This is a genomic window from Pedobacter sp. KACC 23697 (assembly GCF_045348445.1).
Lineage (GTDB): Bacteria > Bacteroidota > Bacteroidia > Sphingobacteriales > Sphingobacteriaceae > Pedobacter.
In genome coordinates this window covers 4,380,344-4,401,824 of the sequence record NZ_CP157485.1, presented here as the reverse complement: position 1 = coordinate 4,401,824, position 21,481 = coordinate 4,380,344, and the positions used below count along the sequence as shown (strand labels likewise).

General features: G+C 37.9%; 25 protein-coding genes. 6 read left to right on the top strand and 19 right to left on the bottom strand.

Going from position 1 to position 21,481, the window contains the following annotated elements; translation table 11 throughout:
- The first annotated feature begins 1 nt into the window (after nt 1).
- From ABEG20_RS17795 to ABEG20_RS17775, 5 genes are read left to right on the top strand one after another with little or no spacing between them, the layout of a single operon-like run.
- The gene (locus ABEG20_RS17795) at nt 2–1,285 is read left to right on the top strand and encodes a hypothetical protein (protein ID WP_406824597.1); all 1,284 of its coding nucleotides are present in this window, start codon (nt 2–4) and stop codon (nt 1,283–1,285) included.
- Between the two features lie 27 nt (nt 1,286–1,312).
- Nucleotides 1,313–1,882: a TerD family protein gene (locus ABEG20_RS17790; protein ID WP_406824596.1), complete on the top strand. Its 570-nt coding sequence runs from the start codon at nt 1,313–1,315 to the stop codon at nt 1,880–1,882.
- Nucleotides 1,879–2,532 (top strand): TerD family protein, encoded by a 654-nt coding sequence (locus ABEG20_RS17785; protein ID WP_406824595.1) that lies wholly within the window; start codon nt 1,879–1,881, stop codon nt 2,530–2,532. Before ABEG20_RS17790 ends, ABEG20_RS17785 begins: the two co-directional genes overlap by 4 nt.
- 11 nt (nt 2,533–2,543) lie before the next feature.
- Nucleotides 2,544–3,248: an OmpA family protein gene (locus tag ABEG20_RS17780; protein ID WP_406824594.1), complete on the top strand. Its 705-nt coding sequence runs from the start codon at nt 2,544–2,546 to the stop codon at nt 3,246–3,248.
- 23 nt (nt 3,249–3,271) lie between these two features.
- Complete coding sequence (locus tag ABEG20_RS17775; RefSeq protein ID WP_406824593.1) at nt 3,272–3,478, top strand: hypothetical protein; 207 nt, start codon at nt 3,272–3,274, stop codon at nt 3,476–3,478.
- A 498-nt stretch (nt 3,479–3,976) separates the two neighbouring features.
- Here the strand turns inward: ABEG20_RS17775 and ABEG20_RS17770 are convergent, their stop codons facing one another.
- The 15 genes from ABEG20_RS17770 to ABEG20_RS17700 form a co-directional block, all read right to left on the bottom strand.
- On the bottom strand, nt 3,977–4,507 hold the full coding sequence (locus tag ABEG20_RS17770) for an IS3 family transposase (RefSeq protein WP_406824592.1): 531 nt from the start codon (nt 4,505–4,507) through the stop codon (nt 3,977–3,979).
- A complete protein-coding gene (locus ABEG20_RS17765; RefSeq protein WP_406824591.1) occupies nt 4,508–4,897 on the bottom strand; it encodes a hypothetical protein in 390 nt (129 codons plus the stop codon). It lies immediately after the preceding gene.
- The gene (locus tag ABEG20_RS17760; protein WP_406824590.1) at nt 4,897–5,262 is read right to left on the bottom strand and encodes a helix-turn-helix domain-containing protein; all 366 of its coding nucleotides are present in this window, start codon (nt 5,260–5,262) and stop codon (nt 4,897–4,899) included. Before ABEG20_RS17760 ends, ABEG20_RS17765 begins: the two co-directional genes overlap by 1 nt.
- 341 nt (nt 5,263–5,603) lie before the next feature.
- Nucleotides 5,604–6,125, bottom strand: coding sequence for a thermonuclease family protein (locus ABEG20_RS17755; protein ID WP_406824589.1), 522 nt, complete (start codon nt 6,123–6,125; stop codon nt 5,604–5,606).
- Nucleotides 6,107–6,319: a hypothetical protein gene (locus ABEG20_RS17750; protein WP_406824588.1), complete on the bottom strand. Its 213-nt coding sequence runs from the start codon at nt 6,317–6,319 to the stop codon at nt 6,107–6,109. The genes ABEG20_RS17755 and ABEG20_RS17750 overlap by 19 nt, the downstream gene beginning before the upstream one ends.
- Nucleotides 6,320–6,342: 23 nt before the next feature.
- On the bottom strand, nt 6,343–6,654 hold the full coding sequence (locus ABEG20_RS17745) for a DUF6804 family protein (RefSeq protein WP_406824587.1): 312 nt from the start codon (nt 6,652–6,654) through the stop codon (nt 6,343–6,345).
- Between the two features lie 41 nt (nt 6,655–6,695).
- Nucleotides 6,696–8,180 (bottom strand): DUF4407 domain-containing protein, encoded by a 1,485-nt coding sequence (locus ABEG20_RS17740; protein WP_406824586.1) that lies wholly within the window; start codon nt 8,178–8,180, stop codon nt 6,696–6,698.
- Nucleotides 8,180–9,679, bottom strand: coding sequence for a protein kinase domain-containing protein (locus ABEG20_RS17735; protein ID WP_406824585.1), 1,500 nt, complete (start codon nt 9,677–9,679; stop codon nt 8,180–8,182). The genes ABEG20_RS17740 and ABEG20_RS17735 overlap by 1 nt, the downstream gene beginning before the upstream one ends.
- Nucleotides 9,680–10,567, bottom strand: coding sequence for a protein phosphatase 2C domain-containing protein (locus ABEG20_RS17730; protein ID WP_406824584.1), 888 nt, complete (start codon nt 10,565–10,567; stop codon nt 9,680–9,682).
- Nucleotides 10,568–10,570: 3 nt separating this feature from the next.
- A complete protein-coding gene (locus ABEG20_RS17725; RefSeq protein WP_406824583.1) occupies nt 10,571–11,233 on the bottom strand; it encodes a vWA domain-containing protein in 663 nt (220 codons plus the stop codon).
- Nucleotides 11,234–11,436: 203 nt separating this feature from the next.
- Nucleotides 11,437–11,772, bottom strand: a complete 336-nt coding sequence (locus ABEG20_RS17720) for a hypothetical protein (RefSeq protein ID WP_406824582.1) — start codon at nt 11,770–11,772, stop codon at nt 11,437–11,439.
- Between the two features lie 276 nt (nt 11,773–12,048).
- Nucleotides 12,049–13,113 (bottom strand): type I restriction endonuclease, encoded by a 1,065-nt coding sequence (locus ABEG20_RS17715; protein WP_406824581.1) that lies wholly within the window; start codon nt 13,111–13,113, stop codon nt 12,049–12,051.
- 436 nt (nt 13,114–13,549) lie between these two features.
- Nucleotides 13,550–14,203 carry a response regulator gene (locus ABEG20_RS17710; protein ID WP_406824580.1) on the bottom strand — a complete coding sequence of 218 codons (654 nt, stop codon included), beginning with the start codon at nt 14,201–14,203 and terminating at the stop codon, nt 13,550–13,552.
- A 25-nt stretch (nt 14,204–14,228) separates the two neighbouring features.
- Nucleotides 14,229–15,890, bottom strand: coding sequence for a tetratricopeptide repeat protein (locus tag ABEG20_RS17705; RefSeq protein ID WP_406824579.1), 1,662 nt, complete (start codon nt 15,888–15,890; stop codon nt 14,229–14,231).
- Between the two features lie 120 nt (nt 15,891–16,010).
- The gene (locus ABEG20_RS17700) at nt 16,011–16,205 is read right to left on the bottom strand and encodes a hypothetical protein (RefSeq protein ID WP_406824578.1); all 195 of its coding nucleotides are present in this window, start codon (nt 16,203–16,205) and stop codon (nt 16,011–16,013) included.
- Between the two features lie 378 nt (nt 16,206–16,583).
- On the opposite strand from ABEG20_RS17700, the gene ABEG20_RS17695 reads away from it, so the two are divergent.
- Nucleotides 16,584–17,636 carry a hypothetical protein gene (locus ABEG20_RS17695; RefSeq protein ID WP_406824577.1) on the top strand — a complete coding sequence of 351 codons (1,053 nt, stop codon included), beginning with the start codon at nt 16,584–16,586 and terminating at the stop codon, nt 17,634–17,636.
- A gap of 86 nt (nt 17,637–17,722) precedes the next feature.
- Here ABEG20_RS17695 and ABEG20_RS17690 read toward each other — a convergent pair whose 3' ends face one another.
- The 4 genes from ABEG20_RS17690 to ABEG20_RS17675 form a co-directional block, all read right to left on the bottom strand.
- A complete protein-coding gene (locus ABEG20_RS17690; protein ID WP_406824576.1) occupies nt 17,723–18,274 on the bottom strand; it encodes a hypothetical protein in 552 nt (183 codons plus the stop codon).
- A gap of 304 nt (nt 18,275–18,578) precedes the next feature.
- Nucleotides 18,579–19,607, bottom strand: a complete 1,029-nt coding sequence (moeB, locus tag ABEG20_RS17685; protein WP_406824575.1) for a molybdopterin-synthase adenylyltransferase MoeB — start codon at nt 19,605–19,607, stop codon at nt 18,579–18,581.
- The gene (thiH, locus tag ABEG20_RS17680) at nt 19,604–20,722 is read right to left on the bottom strand and encodes a 2-iminoacetate synthase ThiH (RefSeq protein WP_406824574.1); all 1,119 of its coding nucleotides are present in this window, start codon (nt 20,720–20,722) and stop codon (nt 19,604–19,606) included. The genes moeB and thiH overlap by 4 nt, the downstream gene beginning before the upstream one ends.
- Nucleotides 20,709–21,479, bottom strand: coding sequence for a thiazole synthase (locus ABEG20_RS17675; RefSeq protein WP_406824573.1), 771 nt, complete (start codon nt 21,477–21,479; stop codon nt 20,709–20,711). Before ABEG20_RS17675 ends, thiH begins: the two co-directional genes overlap by 14 nt.
- Nucleotides 21,480–21,481 lie beyond the last annotated feature (2 nt).

Here is a 21,481-nt window from a genome sequence, read left to right as displayed (position 1 = left end):
TATGATGGGATTCTGTGTATTGGCAAAAATATCGAAGCGGACGGTTACTTTCTGGTATCAATCAGACAGTAACCCTTATGCCCCATTAAAAATGAGGGAATCGAACGAGGTTCCCTTATACTTTTATGTAAACGGCAACGATTTTATTTTTGGTGCGGCCGCCAGGGAACGCTTTTACAGAAACGACCCGCATGCTTATGGCAATTACTTCGAAATTGTAAAAGATCCGGCTAAACATTTCAGTATATATGGCAATAAAAAACCTGTTAAACAGTTGTTTTATTATGGTGTTGAACAATACTTATCGCACTTTTTAAACACGGTATTGTACAAATCCGATTCTATCGAATCGTACAGGCAGCAGTTTCCTTTGCGCTTTTTATTTGATGATGATATTGAAGACAACGAGAAATCGCTGATCGAGAACCTCTTTCAGGAGGCTGGCTATTTTAATGTAGACCGTATTCGATATCATCATATCCTTTTTAATATACTTACCCAAAAGCAGATTTTATCAAGCAACAAGGCTATTTTATTCATGAATGGCGTTGATGATGTACTTTATTTAAACCTTTACAAAAATAGTAAGGCTGAAGTGCTTGGATCGGCCAGATTAGTCGGCCAGGGTGCTGACCCCAGGGTAAAAATCCTGGCCGATATGATTGTAGAATATATTATCCTGCAAAACTCTTATCTATCTGTTAATAAAGAAACCGAAATTGCTTTTTTACTCCCATTTTGTGCGGCTTTACTTCAAAACATCAGTGCGATTATTAAAGGTGAAGCTGAACTATCTGATGGAAACCGGCATTGGTTTAATGTAAGAGAAAGAAACCTGAACGACAGGCTGCAATATTATGCCAATGACGGGATGATTTTTGCCGCAATAGACGATCTGTTAAGGACAAACAACCTGCAGGCCGATGACTTAATGATCCTACTCGGATCAGAAGAGATCAGTACTGTGTATTTTTCTGATAAACTGTTAAAAAAGTATCATCATGTTTTGGCGCTACAGCCGGTCGATATTAAAGATACCATGCAGGCTATTTTCCAGACAATTGCCAGTGCCGGTTATAGTGTTAAGGTAAGAGCAACAATTGCGCCTCCGGTATTAGCACGTCCTCCGCTGCCAATACCAAAATTGCCACCGCCATTACCACCAAAAAAGGAAAGCAGTGCCCCAAAACCCATAAACATCCCCAGATTGCCCGAAATAAAAGCAAGCCCAAACACTAAAAACAATCCGGTAAAACCACCGCCCTTACCTCCAAAAAAGGGTTAGGGCTTATAAAATCTAAAACTTAACAAAATGGCTATACAAATAGAAAAAAGAAAACCCGTTTCCCTGATCGCGGAAGAACCGGGCTTAAAACACATGATTGCCGGCCTCGGCTGGGATACCGCTGTTATAAACGGGCACCCGGTAGACCTTGACCTCTCCGTATTTATGCTGGGCGAAAACGGCAAACTGCTTGCTGATGAATATTTTGTTTTTTATAACAACAACACCAGTCCGGATGGTTCTACCCATTACCCGGGCGACAGCAGGGGAGGCGAAGGCGATGGAGACGATGAGGTAATCCACATCGATTTATCCAAAATAGATCCGAAAGTAGAGTTCCTTTATTTCGCCGTAACCATTGATCAGAGTGAGGAAAGAGGCCACCATTTTGGCCACGTTCAAAACTCCTATATCAACATCAGCAACCACGACGATAAATCGATTCTGTGCCAGTACCTGCTTAAAGAGGAATTTACAAAAGAAGATTCCCTGATGATTGCTTCCATTTCCAGAAATGGGGGAGCATGGAATGTAGAGGCCCTTGGCCAGGCCTTTTCGGGCGGTTTAAATACACTAATAGAATTATATCAATCATGAGCAGTTTTAATTTAAATAAGGGAGATCGGTTCTCCCTTTCCAAAGCAGCACCCGGACTCACTATTGTAAAAATAGGAATGGGCTGGAACCCTAACGAAGAACCGGGCGGTCCGGAGTTTGACCTCGATGTTTCGGCATTTTCAATTGGTGGTGATTTCAAGATCCCTTCTGATTCATACTTTACCTTTTACGGGCAAATTCGTATGGGTAATAAAATTGAGGATAAAGTAGAAAAAGGCCTTTTCAGACCATTCACAGAAGATGGTGCAATCATTGGCGCTATTGATGATCCTGACGGAAGCAGAAGTGACGGCGACGATGATGAAGATATGTTTATCGATTTATCCAAAGTCAGCGATAAAATCGAGCAGATTATCATCTGCTGTACCATCTGCAAATATCCTAACGACAATAAAAAAGACAGGAGGACATTAGATCTGAATTTTGGAAAAGTAAACGACTGTTATATCAGGATTGTAGATGAGAGTAACGGTTTGGAAATCCTGCGTTACGACCTTAAGGACCAATATACCAATGAAGATGCGGTAGAATTCGGGCGTTTGTTCCGTGTTGGCGAAAGCTGGGAGTTTGAAGCGATGGGCCGGGCGCATACGGGCAGTTTGCAAACTTTGGTTGATATGTACACTTAAAAAATAGATTTATGGCATTCAATTTAAATAAAAACGATGGTGCTAAAACAGCGCCATCCAAATTTGATCTTTCAAAGGGAGAGATAGAAAAACCAGCTGGCAGATCGAGGGGATGGCTGATCGGTTTGTTCGGAGTACTGGTTGTTGGTTGCAGCATCTGGTATTATGCAACAGGTAAAACAGATGCTGCAGCAAAGGTATCTACTTCAAACGTTTCTTCCGGTCCGGCTTCAGTTGTTATACCTGCTACACCAGCGAAAGAAAAAGCTGGCAATATAGATACTACGGCTGTTGCAGAGGTAAAATCGTCGGTTATAAAAAATGATTCAAACGATAAAGCCATTCTGGTTACATCTAAAAGAGAAGTTGCAGCAATTAAGACGCTCAACCATGCCGTGCCGGTTACCTTTATTCAGGGATCATCATCTTTTGCGAACGTTAACAGAACTTTAATCAAACGTATTGTCTCTTATATGGCCAAAAACCCAACGGCATCCATCCATATTGATGGTTATGCCAGCAGCGATGGTCCGATAGCCCTAAACCAGCAGATAGCGCAGGCACGGGCCAATGTATTTAAAAATCATTTAACGGCATTAAATATTGAAGCAAGCCGGATAAGTGCTACGGGAAAAGGCATTGAAAATCCGGTTGCCTCAAATAAAACCGCCATCGGAAGAAGAAAGAACAGGCGGGTGGAAATTACGTTTCTATAAATGAACCATCTAAAAAAAGTCTTGTGGCAAAAAGAAGAACCAGAAAAACAAAACAAAGCGGTTTTAAAGAAATCTTAATCCTGTTGGGGATGCTTTTTAGCGGCATCCTCTTTACCCTCAAAATCATTTTCGGTCGCATCGGCTGGTTAGAAGTTTTTGCGCCCGTGATTTTCGCATTTCTGATCCTTTTTCTCCTTTCAGTATTAAAAACTGCAGTGCGGAAAGCGTAGCTAAAAGCAAAAATTTAATAAACCCTGCTCCAGCACACCATAGCTGCTCGGAGCAGGGTTTATTATTTAAGCTTTAGGCCTGGTAAAACCGTCCAGGTATTGGCTGTTGATGACATATTGTTTTCGGATTTAACCGCAAAAATCCATCCCACACTTAGCCACAGGCTTTCGTAATGCATTATCCGGACTTCATGTGCCAAAATTGAACCCGTTACAGGTATAATTGAGCCAAAAAATGAAATTTTAAAAACTTCAACCCAGAAATCTGCGCCCCTGCTGGCAGACAGCTGGCGCAGAGCATAACCCTATTGCCGGCATCAAAAGGCCCCGGCATTACCTTTTCTTTACCTAAAAGGTAACGCCGGGGTAAACAAAAGGTAAATAATAGGTAAACATGGGGTTAACTTGTCTCGATGTCCTATACTGGAATAAGTTTACAGTAAAAAGTCTTATTACTGATTTGTGTTTACTATCGAATTTGTTTTTACTGTATTGGGTTTACAATGTTATGTTTTCTTCCTGATACTTGTTTACATGGGTTTGATTTATTTTATTTTGATTTACTTTTTGCTCATTGTGTGTATTTTCTGGTGTTAGGTAGTTGCAACTTGCATGTAGCCTTAGGTTATTATATTTATAGATTGCATGGTCTATTGCTGCACTGGCTTGGCTATGTGACTTAAAGGTTTGGTAGAGATCAAATTCTGTTTTGAGTATTCCATTAACCCGCTCAGCGATGGCATTATCATAAGGGCTACCAGTCTGGGTCATACTGATTCTGATTTCCTTTTTTTTGAGTTGTCCAACATAATCATCACAACAATACTGCGTTCCCCTGTCAGAATGGTGTATCAATTTGCTTTCTGGATATAGTCTGGACAGTACCGCCTTATCAAGTGCTTTTAGGCAACCCGAAGCTTTCAGGTTTGTGGATAGGTAATGGCCAACTATCTTTCTTGAGTATGCATCTGTAATTAGGGACAGATAGGTAAAACCGCTCATCGTAGTGATATAGGTAATATCGCTCACCTATATTTCTTCCGCCCGTTCCGCATGCCTGCGCTGCACCAGATCTGGATGTATCCGGTATCTGTGAAATGAATTGGTTGTTACCGCATACCGTTTTCTAGTCTTTATTAGCATACCATTTTCACGGACAAGTTCAAATACAGCATCTCTGCCCATAGCTATCCCTAAGGTCTGCAAGAACCCATTATTGAGTTCTTTATAAAGCTTAATGCAACCTGTTTTTGGCAGATCATTTCTGATCTCTTTTATTCTTTGAAGTACGATGTGTTCCTGAAAGGACTGAAGTTCTGATCTTTTAACATGGTTGTACCAGGCCTGTCTGGTATAGCCAAATGCCCAGCAGAGATTATCAATACTGTAATATCGGCGTGTTCCGCGTAGTTCAGCCATCACTTGGTAGCAGCTTTTTTTTTAAGGTCAGTGTTATACTCATGGTTGGCCATCGCAATAACTTTTTCAAGTGCGGCAATCTTCAGCTCTGCAAGCGCTAATTTTTTCTCAAGTGCTCGTTGATCTGCGGAACTGTTAGCGCATAGTTCCTGCTCAGGTGGGTGTTGATCCATAGTGGCGATCTGGTTTTCTTTGTACCAATTTACGAAACGATATACGGATTTTTCCGCAAGTCCATATTTTTTCTCAATTTGCGATTGGCTGAACGATCCATCCAGATATTCTAATGCAACCTGGATTCGGAAACTATCAGAATGGATAGATTCACGACCACCCTCACCTTTAAGTGCTTTTGCTCTTATCATAATGTTTTTTTCTTTTGAAAAACTTTCTATGTAAACTTTTTTTAGGAATGGACAGCTTTTTTAAATAAGAAGCCAATTGGTCTTTCAGGTAAAAACGGTCGCCACCCGGCATTTTTCTGGGTTTAAATTCCATCTTTTACCTTTTGATGGTAGGTGCTTTCACTTATGTTAAGGTAGTATTTTAGCTCCTGGCGGGCGAACTCTTCCTTCGGGCCGCCAAATAGATGGCAAGGGTAATGAAGGTTTCTTTATGTAGTGCGAGATAAGTATTGTACAAAATTTTCACAAGTGCTCCGAAATCTTTCAGGTATTATGGTTAAAATACGAAGCATGAAGAACTGTTACTTCGCCAAAACATGCTTTACCACCCGCCATTCCCATGGCGCTACCGCAGTACTATCCTGCCACAAGCCTACTTTATTCTTCCTTGCAGTAATTTCCAATTGGGCATAGAGCAGATCGCCGGAATACTTTTTAAAGTGCCAGGCCATCCCCTGCTTAATCATTTCCTGATTGATGACCTCCTTTTTATCATTGATAACTATGGCGATCAATCTTTTATAGCGGTCGTACTTTTGGCCCTGAACGGTTACCATTTGCCCGAAACACAAATCGGAAAGGGCTTGTTTGGCTTTGGTGCCAAAAGGCTGGTGGCCACGTTTCTCGGGGCAATCGATATGCGCCAAACGAATTTTAAGAGGCTGGTCCTGATACAATACTTCCATGGTATCGCCATCTAAAATCCGGATGACCTTAGCGGTAAAAGCAAGATGGTTATAATTAGGACTTTTATTCGGCCATGGTGAAATGTTGCAGGCCTGAAGCATAAGCAGCAACAGGAAGCTTATTTTTCGAAGCCGCATAATGCTTTTCCATCTTTTTTGGCTTTTTCGATATCAACCTTTACAATTTTGTAAGTACAATTACTTAAACCACGACAATCGGAAGTGTTGTGGTATTTTTTAGCGCCGGGACTGTTGCAGATGTATACGGTTGTACTTTCTTTGCAGGTAATATTGATTAAAAAAACGATAATGAGTAAGGAGAGTGTTTTCATTTTAATAAAGTTTATATCATTAATTAATTTGTATTATTATCACGGTAAATTTTAGGTTTTATATAAATTGAAAGGATTAGTCCAATCGCCACGATTACATCTACCAGATTCCAGAGGTAACGACCTAACGCTATTTTAAATATAGGCTGAAATAAAACTGCTAATGCAGCGTAAATAATAGCTATGTTAAGATGACTTTTTCTGTTTGCCTGATAAGCTAATATTCCTAATCCTATCATTGCTAAAAACCTAACCAATTGATAGTAGCCATAAGGCATATTTACAAGGCAAATCAATAAGAGTAATGCAAGCGAGACCTTTATTTTAATTTCCACTATTAAACTAATTTTCGTTAAGGTATCGCTCTTTATTAAAATCAGGTTGACTTTTCAAATTCAAGAATTTCATCTGTTAATTTATCTTTTAACTTTAAATAATTATCGGTTAACTCAATTATTATATACTCCACCTTATTACCTAACAAAACGATGTCAATTTCATTTTTACTCTTATATCTCCATTCTCCCTTATTGAACTGATTATTTTGGAGGGAAAGTAAAGCATTTTCCGTTAACGAGCCATTGCGGAAATAATACTCAGTATTATCTACTCCTCCCTTCTGCGCCCAAAAGATGCCAGATATCTTTTTATCAGATTCAGAAAGTAGATCAGGATTCTGGGTATTGATATTAGTTGTTATGTATTGAGATTTTTGATTTGACTTTAATTTATTTAGCTCGTCATCGTACCATTTTTTCACGGCTATTTTTGCGAGATTTGCCTGTTTCTGAGAGATGTCGTTAAGGAGACTTTCATTTGCTTTTATCTCAGCATCGAGTTTAGTTTTATTAATTAAAAGCCGAGTTTCACTTTTGAGCTTAGTAATTTTGTCGATTTCTTCCAAAAGATTATTTATCTCTGAATTTTTGTCTGAAATGATTCTCTTTTGCTCAATAAAAACTTCGTACTCCATTCGGTCTAAAATTTCATCATAAGGCCCTCTTGGTATCATGAGCTTAACCATCAAAGGAAGTATTTCGAGCGAAATAAAAAGCAAAGTTATCACCCAATGGAATACACCAAGTTCATACAAAGCCCCGATCCGCATTTCTGCTCCATCAAATTTTTGGATAATTCCCTTTTCGTATAATTTTTCTATAGATAATCCACCTTGGCTATTCATTAATTCATCATTCAATTTTACAAGATTGGCATTTAATGAATCAACTAATTGGCTATAGCGGAAAGATTTATTTTCCCATTCCTTTGCTTTCGGCCCATACCTTTTTATTCCTGTTAAGCCTTTTCCATCTTTTTCTGCAACTGCTTTTGCGTAAGCATCTTCTCTTAATGAAGTATTTAATACTATCTGTTGTTTCGTATTAGCAATCTGGTCTTTAAGTGGAGTAGTTGTTTGGTTATTCTGGCCAATTTGTTGACTAAGAATTTTTTCTTCAATTTTTTGGGTAATTTCTTTTTCAAAAAACTTCATTTCTAAAGGCGTCGATATAACAATTCCTATAAACAAAGCGAGAATAAACCTCGGGTATGCTTTTTGTAATTCATTCTTTATAATACCTGTTTTACGAATAGTGGTTACAATATTTTTATCTATTGTAAAAATAATTATACCCCATAAAATCCCACATAATGTATATTGCCAATGGATATCAAAAGATAATTCGTTTGTATCTTTCTTTGCAAAAGCGTAGGTTATAAAAAAAGTTGATGATATAACCGATAAAATTGACACAAAAAATACAGCCATCCCCATTCCAATAAATTTTCCTTTTTCAATAGGACATTCTGAGAGGACTTGTTTTTTAGCTCCGCTACACCAGATGAAAAAATCTTCAACCATTATAATATACGTTTTATTTGATCTATTATTTGTGATATGCTATGAATTTTAGGATTTTCCTGAATTAGCCGTTCTGAAGTTTGCGAAATATTATTTGTTTCGATATTAATTGATAGATCAAGCTTAAAGCCTTGAAAATTTAGTCTATCTATACTATAGTATTGTTGAATCTCAGGAGAGGGAATTATTAAGGATTCAATTATTGGGATTGGAAAAACTTTAACTTCTAATTCTGAATCCGTTTGCCCATAATATCCTATTGCTGTAAGCTTAAATTTTTGATTTTTAACAGGCTTCGTTTTCAAAGAACCTTTAGATTGTAACTGACCTAAGCTGGGTTCAATTTCAATTGTATGTGCATTTTCTACTTCCCAACTCAATTCAACATCCAAACTATCTATAATAGCATTTTTATCAGTTTTAAAGAATAGGATTTTTGGTGGTTGTTGTATTGCGAATAGTGCAGATTTCCAATCACTGTAAGAAGTTCTGGCAACAGGATTTTTGTATCCGAAATTCATCGTATGCGCTAGCTTTTCTCTAACTAGCTGTGGTATGGCTAAGTTAAGCCAAGGTAGGTATTGATCGTAAATAGCTTCGTTTGCTTTTTGAAAATAGGGCGCACTTTTATTAACATTAGGCCATTGATTTTGAGGAGTAAAATAATGCTTTGCTACCCTAGGAGAGAGTTCTGTTAAATAGAATAATGGGTGGAACGTGGTTATTAGGTAATGAACGCCGACAGCAACAGACCATCTATCAGAATAAATATCAACTTTTATTTTATCTCCTCGTTGTATATTTGTTTGTTGCTCCCATATTTCAGGTGCAACCCAATCGTTCGCAGCACCCCAAGTTGATGGTTCATCATCTGGGTTTTCTGTTATAACTCCGCTATCGAAATCAATTATAGCAACTTGGCCTAAAGCCAAGTTTACAAACAACGCCTCTGGCTTTAAATCTGCATGTATAAATCGAAAATCTTCTAATACTTTAAATGCTGAAACCAATTGATAAGCTATTTGCATTTTTCTTTCAATTGGAAAGTTTTGATATTGGCCTAAATATGACGGGTTTTGTAAAAAATGCTGGAACTCAGTAAAACCAAGGCTTATAAGGTTGTCAGCCATAAATCCAGAAATCTGATTTCCGTTAATAATTCCCTTAAAACTGTATTGTGGCAACCCGGAGAAAGCAGGATAAACCTCTGTAATGTCTTGATTCTTTTGTGCCAAGAGCATCTGATTTTCATTGTTAACTTTTTTCTGTAGCCTTTGCGTAGTTTTGAAGCTGTGCTCTTCAGAACCTTTTAGATTGTCTTTAAAAATCTTAACAACCAGTTTTTTAACTACGGGAATTCCATTAATGGATATACAGTGATAAACTTCTCCAAATCCACCAACAGCAAACGGCTTGTCTTCAATTTCAATTGAATTTACAAGATCAAACTCTGTCCTAAGACCGCTTGATAATCCACTGTTAACTATTACCTTCTTCATTTAGAGTGTATTTTCCAACTGTTTCTCATAAATAGACTGATGATATTCTATTGTATTTTCTGAAATTATAACACCAATCGTCGTATCATCATGCATAATATTTTTTTCTTTTAATTCACTTAGATATTGAGCTAGTACAAACTCAAGATCTTCAGCCTTTGCATCCTTGGGATTTCTGCTAAGAAAATGTGAAAGTTGTGAATAAAGAATCGGCATGGTTTCTTCTCCTTTAATCCATATCGTATCATTGGAGTCTTTCCCAATAGGCACAGCATCATTACTGAATATACCGTCAGTGGTAGCTAGAATTATTTCACCAGGGGAGAATTGATTTTTATTTAAAATCAAGATAGTTGGTAAATATTGTCTATCTGATAACGATAGATAACGATATAAAGCAGCTTTACCGTCTTGTTCAATAGTATGTGGATTTAACAAGTTTACTGAATTCCAGGGTAAATAGAAGTTTTTGCCAAATGTATTAAACCTACCATCTATATGCCATATAGATCCATTGCCGGAATATGCAATAAAATATGTATTGCCACAATCAAGGATACAAATAAGTGTTGTGCCTAGTGAGGAGTTCTTGTCAATCATATTAAAATCAAACTCATCACTATTTTTGGCAAATTCCATTAAAGATATTTTAACATCTCTATAAAGTATTTCAAAATTTAGCTCTTCAATTGTTTGTACCTGTTCTACTAGTTCTTTTAATTTAATGGAACAAAATTTAGCAGCAATCTCTGATTTGAAGTGAGAACCGATGCCATCAGCTATAATTACACCAGAAATACCTATAATTTTATTTTCGACTACTAAACAATAATCTTGATTTATACTGTTTTTGTTTGTATCAGTTGCACACGCTATTAGCTTTCCCATATGTTAGTCAATTTTGATCCCAGCTGATTGGCTTATTGAACGTTCAAAAAAAGCCCTTAATGCTTCACCATCATAAACTGTTGTATAAAATGTTGAGGGATCAGTACTAACTTCTTTCAAGACTTTTTGAGCATCGATGGCGGTTTCTCCAACAGTTCCAAAATATGCGCAAGCTATATTTATTTTAGGATTTGACTTTAGGTTCGACGCAACACTAATCGTTGTTTGAGGTTGGAAACACATACCATCAGACATCAATAGTATTAGGACTTTATGAGGTACTCCATCTATGGGATTACTATTTAAAAAATTTTCAGCCAGTTTCTTTGCTTCATTTAATGCTTCAAAAATTTGTGTCCCACCACCCTTCCCAACAATTGGATCATAGTCTTCACACATTAAGCGATTAAAGTCGAAAGATGTTGGTGGCAATGTTACTGTAGCACTTTCATCAAATTTTATACAAGCAAAAGAAAAATTCTGTTTTACGCGACTAACATTTAGTCTGTTGAATAATTCTACCACACCAGAATTAACCTCTTTGGCTTTTGTCGAATTCATAGCAGCTTTGTCTGTCATTGAGCCACTGCCATCTAAAACTAAAATACCCAATTGATGAAAGTATCTAGGTATTACCGGAGTTCCAATAGGAGCGTTTGTTTCCATTTTTTATTTTAAAATAAAGTTTATAATGTTTAACTATTCAAATGTATACACGCCTAGGCTCTATCCCTTACGGAAAACCGTAAAGCAAAATTTATAAGTTTATTTTTAATCAGATTTCTCCACTGCGGTCGAAATGACGATCTCTCAAGACCTATAACCTACTCAAAAACTGCCAATCGTTATATTAATTTTTATGCGAAAAATCATTCCTTAGGCTTAATATCATCTTCCGATTTTTCTTTCTTCCACCAATTGTTATCGAGGCGTTTAACAGACATAAATGTTCGGGTAATGCCGGGCTTCATGGTGGCAGTATCGAGGTGCCTGGGCCATACATGGATAATGGTATCTGGGCCAACTACAATCCACCAGAATTTTTTTCCATAGCGTTGTGTCGTGTAAACTTCGCTGATGGTTCCTTTAATTATTTTAGTGTTAAAACCAGGTTCCATTAACTGATAAGTAATTACTTTCTTTTTTTGCGCCTGGGCGTGGCCTACAGCAAATATTGACAACAGCACTATGATCGAGTTTTTCATTGTGCTAAGGTATTAAGGCTAAAAACGGATTCCTTACGGCTAACCTTACGGACGTAAGCGCCTTTTTAACCACAAAGATTCAATGAGATAACACACTGAGCGCACAGAAAGCGTATCAAAAGGGATATTTCAGGTCCCATCATAAAAGATCCTCCGACTCCGCTCAGGATGACAAATAGAGAAGGATTTTAGGCGTTTAAAAATGAGAGACTGCCCTGCCTGCTCCCAACAAACGATGGAGCAATCCCTGCATTTTCTTGAGTATTGAGCGGATAATTAATAATTTTCTAAAGTTTGATGCAATTGCGCCCTGTAACCGTAAAGTTCATCCAGGCTAAACAACTGTTTTTTCTCGCCGGCATCTTTTCCGTTCTGGAAAGTTTCGAGGTATTTGTTCGCCGTATTAAAGTGGAACCTGCAGATGGGCTTTCGGTTATTGTCATCTAACAATACGCCAAAATAAGATTGGGTATCACGGGCAGCTATGCGTGCTGAAGGAATTTTTTCGCGTAAAATGGCCTTTACAATCTGGAAGGCTTCTAATTCTTCTTCTGTGGTTACAATTTTAGCAGTATCAGCATCTTCTATCAACGGAACCACTTTATCTTCTTCTTTTTTTTCGATTTTCTCGTTGATACTCAGTGCCGATTTTAAGCGGTCGCTGATGGATTCGTTGATGGAAATGGCGAGGGCTTTTTTCGTATATTCTTTAAAGGCAATCATCCGGTTTGCGGTTAATGGTTTGTTGAAAAACCGGTTCACCAATAGTTTCACCATTTCATCAGAAGGGCTGTCTATTTCCTTTTCAAATTCCTTTCTAATGGCTTTAATGTATTTCAAACCTTCGGCCGAATCAAGGATGTTCTCTAAATTATATTCAGTTTTGGTAAAACTTTCCAGGATTTTAATGGCGTTATCTTTCAGGTCTTCGATATCAATCGTCAGGAAAGGCTTCTCATCCATAATATTCGGTTTTTCCAAATCAGCGTAAAAGTTGTAAACCGTACCGTTGGTTAACACCCCAAAACGGGCTTTAGAAACATGATAGTACCGGTGCAGCTGAGAATTGTGTGCATCAGCATTTTCTTTCCAGTGTTTACATTCGAAAATGAGGATAGGTTCGTTATTTTTTCGGATGACATAATCCACTTTCTCGCCTTTTTTAGTGCCGATATCACAAATGTGCTCCGGAATAACTTCGGTAGGATTAAAAATATCGTAACCCAGGATTTGAATAAATGGCATTACAAATGCATTTTTCGTAGCTTCTTCGGTATTGATCTGATCTTTTAATCCAACCACCCGCTGGTGGAGTTGTTCTAACTTAAGTTTAAGGTCCATTTAGGCTTGCTTTGGTTTGTTGATCAAAAGTAAAGCAGCTGAAGATGTTATTCTTACGGGAAACCGTAGCAGGTTTGGTTAAAAGGTTAGGTAAATTGGTTAATTGTTGAAACTGGTTAATTGAACTTGACGCTCAGCTTACAAAATGGGCTACTTCATTTTCATCATTAGAGATCTTCGCCTACACTACCAGTGATAGAACCTAACGTTGAGGTCGTCATCCATGGTTATCGGATCAAGCTCATGCGGGAACCACGAAATGCTCAGCGAAGCTAATCTTAAAGCGCTGGCATTAAGTATTTATAAGGGCTTTGCCTTTTATGTGAGCACTCAGTGGTTCCTTGGCTCACGCTTTATAACATTTGCTTCATTTATACGAGAATGTTTTGATGGTTCCTTACAGGAAACAGACAATAATTAAAGTCTTGCCAATATTTTATATGATCTTTCGATCTATACAATAGGCGATCAATTGTGGGTTGTTCTGAAAATCAAGGCCTTCCCGCATTTTTTTTAATTGTTTTTCCACACTGCTTAAGCTATTTGGTTCAATGCCCATCTTTTCCAAGTGCTCTTTCATCGTTTTCTGAGGCACACCATCAGCAAGTAATCTCAAAATGGCTATATCCAATTTTTCGAAGTGATATACCTTGTCATTTATTGTTTTTTTGAGGTTGGGTGAGACATGTTTTTTATTAGCAAAAACAGTTTGGATGGCACTTTCCAAATCTTTAACATCACCTCGCCCTTTCGGCACAAACCCATCTATATTAAAATTTTCAAAAAGAACTTGTGCCTCAGACAGTCTGCCCTCACTAGAGAATACAATTACTTTGATGTCTGGCTGTACTTCTTTTACAGCTTCTATTAATTGTGTGCCATTTGTTATTTGTTGCTTGGGGAAATCTTCATTAAAAGATAGATCTGTAATGATCAGTTCGTAAGGGTTGTTTTCAGATTTGGCTTTCCGGATACGGCTAAGGGCACTATCACAATCAAAAACGTAGCTTTTTAAATCGTGCTTAATCCCTAATTTTTCCAGTGTCATTTGTATGGAATAGTTCATTCCCTGGTGATCTTCGGCAATCAATATTTTTTGAAACATAATTTTTTGTTTAATGAATTGGAAAAGAAATAGAGATTCCTAAACCAGTTTTGTTCATGGTTTCAAAAGTAATGGTGCCAGAAATATTTTCTATACGGGTTTCCGTATTTCTTAACCCATTATTAAATGTCATTTTTTTGGGTAACCCTATGCCATTATCCTGATAATTTATGGATATGATATTCTGATGTCTTTTGAACTCAATTTTGACCCTTGTGGCGCCACTATGTTTTTTCATATTGTTCATGAGCTCTAATAACACAATAAAGATTTCTCCTTTAATTTTTTCCTGGACATTAGCCCAAAGCTCTTCTTCATTATGCATTACCTCTATTAAACATGTATTAGAAATATAGGCAGAAAACAGATCTGAAAGCTGTTGGCTAAACGTTTTGAGCTGTCTGTTTTCAGTGATTTCATAAGAAATATCTCTTGAGGTATTATAAATGTATTCTAATTGATCAAGCAGATGGTCTTTGTTTAAATCATCCTTATTCTCCACTTCCGACATTACCCGATAAATTTTATTGGCCACTTTATCATGTACTTTTTTTGAAGTTTGGAGCTGGTTTTCACGGATAGCATTTTTAGCTTTTAATTCTATCTTTTGTTTCCTTTTTCTATACCAGAGTATTCCGTAACTAAATAAGAGCAACGCAATTGAGATAATTATAATTAACTGATATCTTTTGGCAGAAACATCTTTTTGGAGTACCAGGTTATCGGCTTTGCTTTTTTCGACATCATAACGAACAAGGGCAAATTGGTTTTTGGCGGCACTTCGAGCGGTTTGAACGCTATCATTTAATTTTTCATAAACACTATAGAAATATTTTGTTTCCTCATTTGGACTTAATTTAATAAGTTTTTGTAAGGCTTCTATTTGATTGTCGGGACTTTTTATCTTCTGTGCGATATGGTACATTTGAGTAGCATAGAAAAGAGCTGAGTCTGGATGACTTTTAAAGTAATAATCTGCCAGGTGTGAGTAACTTGAGTTTTGACCCCAAATATCATTCTCTCTTTTTCTAATTTGTAGTGCCTTTAATAATTCTGGTACAGCATTATATTTTTCATTTCGTTCCCATTTAGCCGAAGCCAAATTTGTTAGCGTCATAGCGTAAATTTCTGGGCTGATGATTTTTTGCTGTAAAACATGTTGATAAATTTCTAATGCTTTAGCATATTCTTTTTTATTTATATAAGCATTTGCAATATTGTTTCTCGTCGTTAAAGTTGAAATACTATCGGGAGCATATTTTAAGGAGAGATTATAATATTTTATGGCCTGATCGTAATTTTTCAAGTAAAAGGAGGCTAGTGCAAGTTCGTGTAGATTTGACTCAAAATACACGAATTGTTTTTTTTCGTTTACGTTAAAATAACGTAAAGCTTCTAATGAAAATTCTTGACCACCAAAATAATCCCCCCTGTCAATAGAAATTAAAGCCATATTTACCAGGCATTTTGCAATTCCTAAACTATCTTTTTGTTGTGAAAAGAGATCTTTAGCTTTGCTAAAATATTTAAAGGCACTATCGGGGCTATTAGTTTGTCTGAAATCGAATGCCTGATCGTAATAAATGTTAATTGTTCCCTCCTCTTTTCTCGGTCTATTTTGTGAACAAGAAAACAGTAGTAATAAAATGAGCGAAAAATGATAATATTTCAATTGATTAGATTTTTATCTAAATTACGAAATTAATCGAAGTTATTTATGAGCTAAATACCGCTATATAATTATAATATATTTAAATAGAAAAGGGCGACTATGGTGCCGCCCTTTCTATTTTTAGTCGATTTTTGGAGGAGGTAAATGCCCATTATCTCCACCGGTATCACCACCATTTCCTGGGTCATTACTTCCCGGATCACCAGGATTGTTATCATTAGTCGTTACTGTACCACCGTTGTGGCCGCAATTGTTATTTGTATTTGTAGGCGTTGCCAATCCTAGTAGGATAGCAATAAATAATGGAATGAACATTTCTTAAATTTTTAGAATTGATTTATTAGGCAGAGTACCCGCGACCATTCGCGGGCCTTTCTGCAGTTTGTAAATCAGAAGGCCTTCTGAAAATTTGGGAAGTGTTTGAGTGTCTTTCGCGGGAGCCAATAACTGCTTCCCAAACCGGCTAATGACTACCGCGATTTCTACTCTTTTTTAACATTTAGTTCTTTGCTTGGATTATCGTTTGAATCGTTGCTTGAATTAATTGTTGGGACAAATATCCAAGCTTCAAAATGCTAGTTTTCAGATAATTCCAAAGATTCTAAAGAATTCTTTTTAAATTCCAGAGAATTCCGGAAACCCGTAAAGATTCCAAAAATTCCATTTCTATTTTTACGCCTAAATTTTTGAAAAATGCCTGAAGATTATCAAGACATAGTATTGGCTGCCTATAAAATGATGAGAGATAATGGGAAGCTGAGCGCAATTCTGCCTAGAGAAACAACTACCAAATTAAGAAGCGCGTGCTTGAAGGTTTACCAAAATAGATTCGATCCAAAGGATGTGGATATACTTGCAACGTTTTTTGAAGTAGATAAAATGGGTTGCGATTTCGAAAAAACTTTAAATGATTCTGATCCAGATGATTATAAAGCCCTTTGGAAGCATATAAGAGGTGAAACATTTACAACCGATGAGAGAAATAGTGATCTTTTAGCATGGTTAATAGATTTGGAACCTAGACCGAGAAGCTCTTATTATTTGAGCCCAGATAAAACAATCAAAATAGGTGGGGTGCCCATAGATGATCTTTTTCCTCATTCAACTCCGCCTGGTGGTGGTACCAAACAGCACGACCCTAAAGAACCTAAGGAACCAGTTTATGTGCCAAAATTCTCCCAGCCTTATATCACTATTTTCTGCATCATTTTATTAATTATTGGCACCACTTCTTTTGCGGTTTGGGAACGCTGGAATAAAATTAGGCTACCAGAACCAGATGAAAAATTTATGTACTGGGATGAAGATCACTATGAGCCGGTTAAGGATGGAAAACAAAATGTTGGTGCGCCAATCATTCCTTTAAATAAAAAAACACTAACGCAGCAACAGAAAATAACATTACCCGATACCTTGACCAGTTATTCAATTGGTAAAGTGTGGTATAAAGGGCATGGAAAGGATCATGAGTTTTTTACAGATAGCGGTGCGTATCCTCAAGATTTACAAAGAGTATTAAAGCCACTCACTAATAATATTTTAACCAAATATACTTCCAATTACAGGTATATGCTTACCCGTTTAGTATGGTTTATATGTGCCGCTTTTTTTATAAGCCTCTGCGGTTTTGCAGTGAGTAGGCTAGAGAAAGAAGTTAAGCCCCCTGTAAAAGAAATAGAAACAGAGACTGAGAAAGAAGAAATACCAGAATTTCACAGCAGCGAGCTGCAGGCTACCAATGCGTAGCATTTGTGAAAATATATAGGGAGTTTTGGACATTAAAATGGTTTAATCCAAGTTTTCAAACCTGAATTAAACCATCTAATTTTACTTTATTGTCCCCAGTTTACCTGGATATTGTGTTTTTGGGCATATACTTTGCCTTTTTCCATTAAGGCATTAAAGTTTTGCTCAAAACGGGTGCCGTATTTTTCATCAATATTTTTAATGATATCATCTTTAGCGGCCTGGCTGCCTTTACTGTCGCATAATTTAGCGTAAGCCAGGTATTCGTTTTTATACACCGGGATAACGAGCTCATATAATTGCTGGGAGAGGGCTTTAATTTCTTTTTCTTCTTCTCCTGAAGCCGAAAGTTTTTTCACTTTATCGAGCGATTGCTCGAGGTATAATATTTTGTTCTTGACGTTAATGGCCGCTTCGTCACCTTTCTTTTTACTGGATGGAATATCAGGGTATTCTTTCGTTTCATCGTTGATATGACGGGCCAGATCTGCGCTGGCAAAATCGTTGATCATGTTCGTGTTCAGGATGGCGATGTCGAAAAAGCGTTCAGGAGTTTCTGAGCACGAGGATAAAAAAAGTGTAAAGAGGATTAAAAAAGCGAATCTTGATTTTTGGGCTAGTGCTTGTAATTTGTTCATGATCTAAATGGGTTTTCCTTATGAAATTTAAGCTTCGGTAGAAGCAAAGATTGAGCCGTTTTTGGGTTTTTACCATATAAGAAATATAAGATCACTTAAGTGCCTGGTACATTGATCAGTCGAGCGTCGGCGTTTGGCGTTGGTTTACAAAAGATGTTTTTACCATTAAGAGGTTAAGCATATGAAGATAATGATCTGGCCTGGTGTTCTCTTCACTTGGCTTTAGGCGCAACGCATATTAATCAATTAACCTTGCCAGGAAATCATTAAGGACCAATAAACTAATAACTAATGAACAACTTAACTAAACCCCTCCTTTCAAACTATACACTTCTCCATCATAAATACCTATTAATAATTGCACCGCCATTTTGCTTCTTTGCCCCGTTTGGCAATAGCATACCAGTTTTTTATTCTTTGGAATGTTTTCAAGCGCATTGGTTAATTCGTATAAAGATATATTCACTCCGCCAATATTATTTTCTTCATGTTCGTAATCTTCGCGTACATCAACCAGGAAAACTTCATCTTGGTTAGTCAAAAGCCACTGATCTAAAGTTGCTTTATCAATTTCTTTTACTGCCTTCGCTTCAGATTTAATGCCGACTGTTTGCTTTTCAGATGCAATTTTAAATATGGATACAATATTGTTCAACGCATCGATGGTCATTAATTTTCCTGAAAGGGTTTCGCCGATGCCACAGATCAGTTTAATGGCTTCATTAGCCATATACAAACCTATTATACCAGGTAAAATGCCGATTACTCCACCTTCTATACAATTGATATTTTCGGTTGGTGGAGCCGGGTAGAGGTCTCGGTAATTTGCTCCGCCTTGATGATTAAATACCGCAACCTGACCATCAAACTGTAAAATGGAGCCAAAAATGAGTGTTTTGTTTAAATTTACACAGGTATCGTTTACCAGATAGCGGGTAGTAAAATTATCAGAACAGTCCATTATCAGGTCATATTCCCGGCATATAGTTATGGCGTTATCAGGAGTAAAACGTTCGTAATAAGACGTGAAACTAACGTGGGGATTGAGCAATGCCAGTTTCGCACTTGCTACCTTTGCTTTTGGCTGGCCAATATCGTTATGGTTATATAAAATCTGCCGGTGCAGGTTGCTCAACTCCGCCACATCATCATCTACAATGCCGATTGTTCCGACCCCGGCTGCGGCCAAATATTGCAGTACGGGACAGCCTAAACCACCGGCGCCGATAACCAGTACGCTGGTGGCTTTTAACTTTTCTTGTCCTTTAAGGCCTAATTCAGGCAAAATCATTTGGCGGTTATAGCGGTTTAATTCTGCTTTAGCTAACATCATTTGTGGATTAAACTCCTGTCCCAATCTTTCCAGATGGGTTCGTAACCTTGTTTTCTGATCATGGCGGCAATTTCCTGCGGCGAACGTTCGTCGGATATTTCAAACTGTTCAAGCGATTGAGGTTCTACTTCGTAACCCCCTGGGTTGGTTTTAGAACCCGCACTAATGGCCGTGATCCCCAATTTAATAATATGGTTTCTGAAATTCTCTGTTTCGCGGGTAGAGATAGACAGCTCCACTTCACTGTTAAATAAACGGTAGGCACAGATCAGCTGTACCAACTCCTTATCGTTCATCACTACTTTTGGTTCCAAACCGCCACTAAATGGGCGCAACCTCGGAAAGGAGATACTGAATTTACTCTGCCAGTACTGTTTTTCGAGGTATGATAGATGCAGGGCCGTAAAAAATGAATCAGTGCGCCAATCTTCCAGTCCGATGAGTACGCCCAGCCCCATTTTATGGATCCCGGCCTGCCCCAAGCGGTCAGGTGTTTCTAAGCGGTATAAAAAGTTAGCTTTTTTACCTTTAGGGTGGTGTTTTCGGTAATCATCCTGATGATAGGTTTCCTGGTAAACCAGTACCGTATTTAAGCCATGGGGAATAAGTGTTTCATAATCTTCCAGATCCAAAGGCTGAACCTCCATCGCTATATGGGCAAAATGGGGGCTGATCAGGTCCAGTACTTTTTTAAAATAATCGGTATGCACCGTTTGATTGGCTTCGCCCGTTACCAGCAGTACATGGTCGTAACCCATTCCTTTAATTACAGCCACTTCCTGCATAATTTCCATTGGATTGAGCGTTCTCCGCTTTACCTTATTGTCATAACTGAAACCACAATAGGTACAGATATTATTACACTCGTTGGAGAGGTAAAGCGGGATGTATAGCTGAATCACACGGCCAAAGCGGTCTAAGGTTAAGCGCTGACTGATCTGCGCCATATCTTCGAGATAGGGTAATGCAGCTGGGGAAATTAATGCTTTAAAGTCTTCCAGTGTCCGTTGCTGATTATTTAAAGCGCTTTCTACATCGGCAGCCGTTTTGTCATAAATACTGGCTTTGGTATCGGCCCAATTATAAGATTCGAATACCTTGTTAAAACTCTTCATCTAAAAATGCGGTTAGTGGACTGCTTGCCGCAGCATCATGTGTTCTCGTGCCTAGTTTAGATTCGAAAGCCATTCTGCCTGCTTCTACAGCCAGTTTAAAGGCGATGGCCATATTGGTTGGGTTTTTAGCTATTGCAATGGCTGTATTTACCAGAACGGCATCGGCCCCTATTTCCATGGCTTTGGCCGCATCAGATGGTGCTCCAATACCCGCATCAATAATTACAGGTACCGTGCTCTGACTGATGATCATCTCTAAAAAATCGATGGTTCTTAAACCTTTATTACTGCCGATAGGCGATCCTAGCGGCATTACTGCTGCGGTTCCCACCTCTTCTAGCCGTTTGCACAAAACAGGATCGGCATGGATGTAGGGCAATACCACAAAACCAAGTTTAACCAGTTCTGCTGTCGCTTTCAGCGTTTCGATGGGGTCAGGCATGAGGTATTTTGGATCAGGGTGAATTTCCAGCTTGATCCAATTGGTTTCTAAAGCTTCGCGTGCCAATTGCGCGGCAAAAATGGCCTCTTTTGCATTACGCACCCCAGAAGTGTTGGGCAATAGGTTAATGTGCGGATGTTTAAGGTGTTTTAAGATATCGTCGTCTTTGCCTTTTAAGTCAACCCGTTTAAGGGCTACTGTAACGAGTTCGGATTCTGAGGCGATTAAGGCGTTTTCCATTTCGCTGGCCGAACTGAATTTTCCGGTTCCGGTAAAAAGGCGGGAGCTAAAGGTTTGATCTGCTATTCTTAACATGT

Excerpts from the sequence above, each read along its gene's own strand:
- ABEG20_RS17725 (WP_406824583.1), bottom strand. The coding sequence starts at position 11,233 with ATGGAAACAAACGCTCCTATTGGAACTCCGGTAATACCTAGATACTTT.
- ABEG20_RS17690 (WP_406824576.1), bottom strand. The coding sequence starts at position 18,274 with ATGAACAAATTACAAGCACTAGCCCAAAAATCAAGATTCGCTTTTTTA.
- ABEG20_RS17755 (WP_406824589.1), bottom strand. The coding sequence starts at position 6,125 with ATGCGGCTTCGAAAAATAAGCTTCCTGTTGCTGCTTATGCTTCAGGCC.
- ABEG20_RS17720 (WP_406824582.1), bottom strand. The coding sequence starts at position 11,772 with ATGAAAAACTCGATCATAGTGCTGTTGTCAATATTTGCTGTAGGCCAC.
- ABEG20_RS17695 (WP_406824577.1), top strand. The coding sequence starts at position 16,584 with ATGCCTGAAGATTATCAAGACATAGTATTGGCTGCCTATAAAATGATG.
- thiH (WP_406824574.1), bottom strand. The coding sequence starts at position 20,722 with ATGAAGAGTTTTAACAAGGTATTCGAATCTTATAATTGGGCCGATACC.
- ABEG20_RS17740 (WP_406824586.1), bottom strand. The coding sequence starts at position 8,180 with ATGGTTGAAGATTTTTTCATCTGGTGTAGCGGAGCTAAAAAACAAGTC.
- ABEG20_RS17790 (WP_406824596.1), top strand. The coding sequence starts at position 1,313 with ATGGCTATACAAATAGAAAAAAGAAAACCCGTTTCCCTGATCGCGGAA.
- ABEG20_RS17750 (WP_406824588.1), bottom strand. The coding sequence starts at position 6,319 with ATGAAAACACTCTCCTTACTCATTATCGTTTTTTTAATCAATATTACC.
- ABEG20_RS17780 (WP_406824594.1), top strand. The coding sequence starts at position 2,544 with ATGGCATTCAATTTAAATAAAAACGATGGTGCTAAAACAGCGCCATCC.
- ABEG20_RS17675 (WP_406824573.1), bottom strand. The coding sequence starts at position 21,479 with ATGTTAAGAATAGCAGATCAAACCTTTAGCTCCCGCCTTTTTACCGGA.
- ABEG20_RS17785 (WP_406824595.1), top strand. The coding sequence starts at position 1,879 with ATGAGCAGTTTTAATTTAAATAAGGGAGATCGGTTCTCCCTTTCCAAA.
- ABEG20_RS17730 (WP_406824584.1), bottom strand. The coding sequence starts at position 10,567 with ATGGGAAAGCTAATAGCGTGTGCAACTGATACAAACAAAAACAGTATA.
- ABEG20_RS17795 (WP_406824597.1), top strand. The coding sequence starts at position 2 with ATGATGGGATTCTGTGTATTGGCAAAAATATCGAAGCGGACGGTTACT.
- ABEG20_RS17700 (WP_406824578.1), bottom strand. The coding sequence starts at position 16,205 with ATGTTCATTCCATTATTTATTGCTATCCTACTAGGATTGGCAACGCCT.
- moeB (WP_406824575.1), bottom strand. The coding sequence starts at position 19,607 with ATGATGTTAGCTAAAGCAGAATTAAACCGCTATAACCGCCAAATGATT.
- ABEG20_RS17735 (WP_406824585.1), bottom strand. The coding sequence starts at position 9,679 with ATGAAGAAGGTAATAGTTAACAGTGGATTATCAAGCGGTCTTAGGACA.
- ABEG20_RS17765 (WP_406824591.1), bottom strand. The coding sequence starts at position 4,897 with ATGGCTGAACTACGCGGAACACGCCGATATTACAGTATTGATAATCTC.
- ABEG20_RS17760 (WP_406824590.1), bottom strand. The coding sequence starts at position 5,262 with ATGATAAGAGCAAAAGCACTTAAAGGTGAGGGTGGTCGTGAATCTATC.
- ABEG20_RS17715 (WP_406824581.1), bottom strand. The coding sequence starts at position 13,113 with ATGGACCTTAAACTTAAGTTAGAACAACTCCACCAGCGGGTGGTTGGA.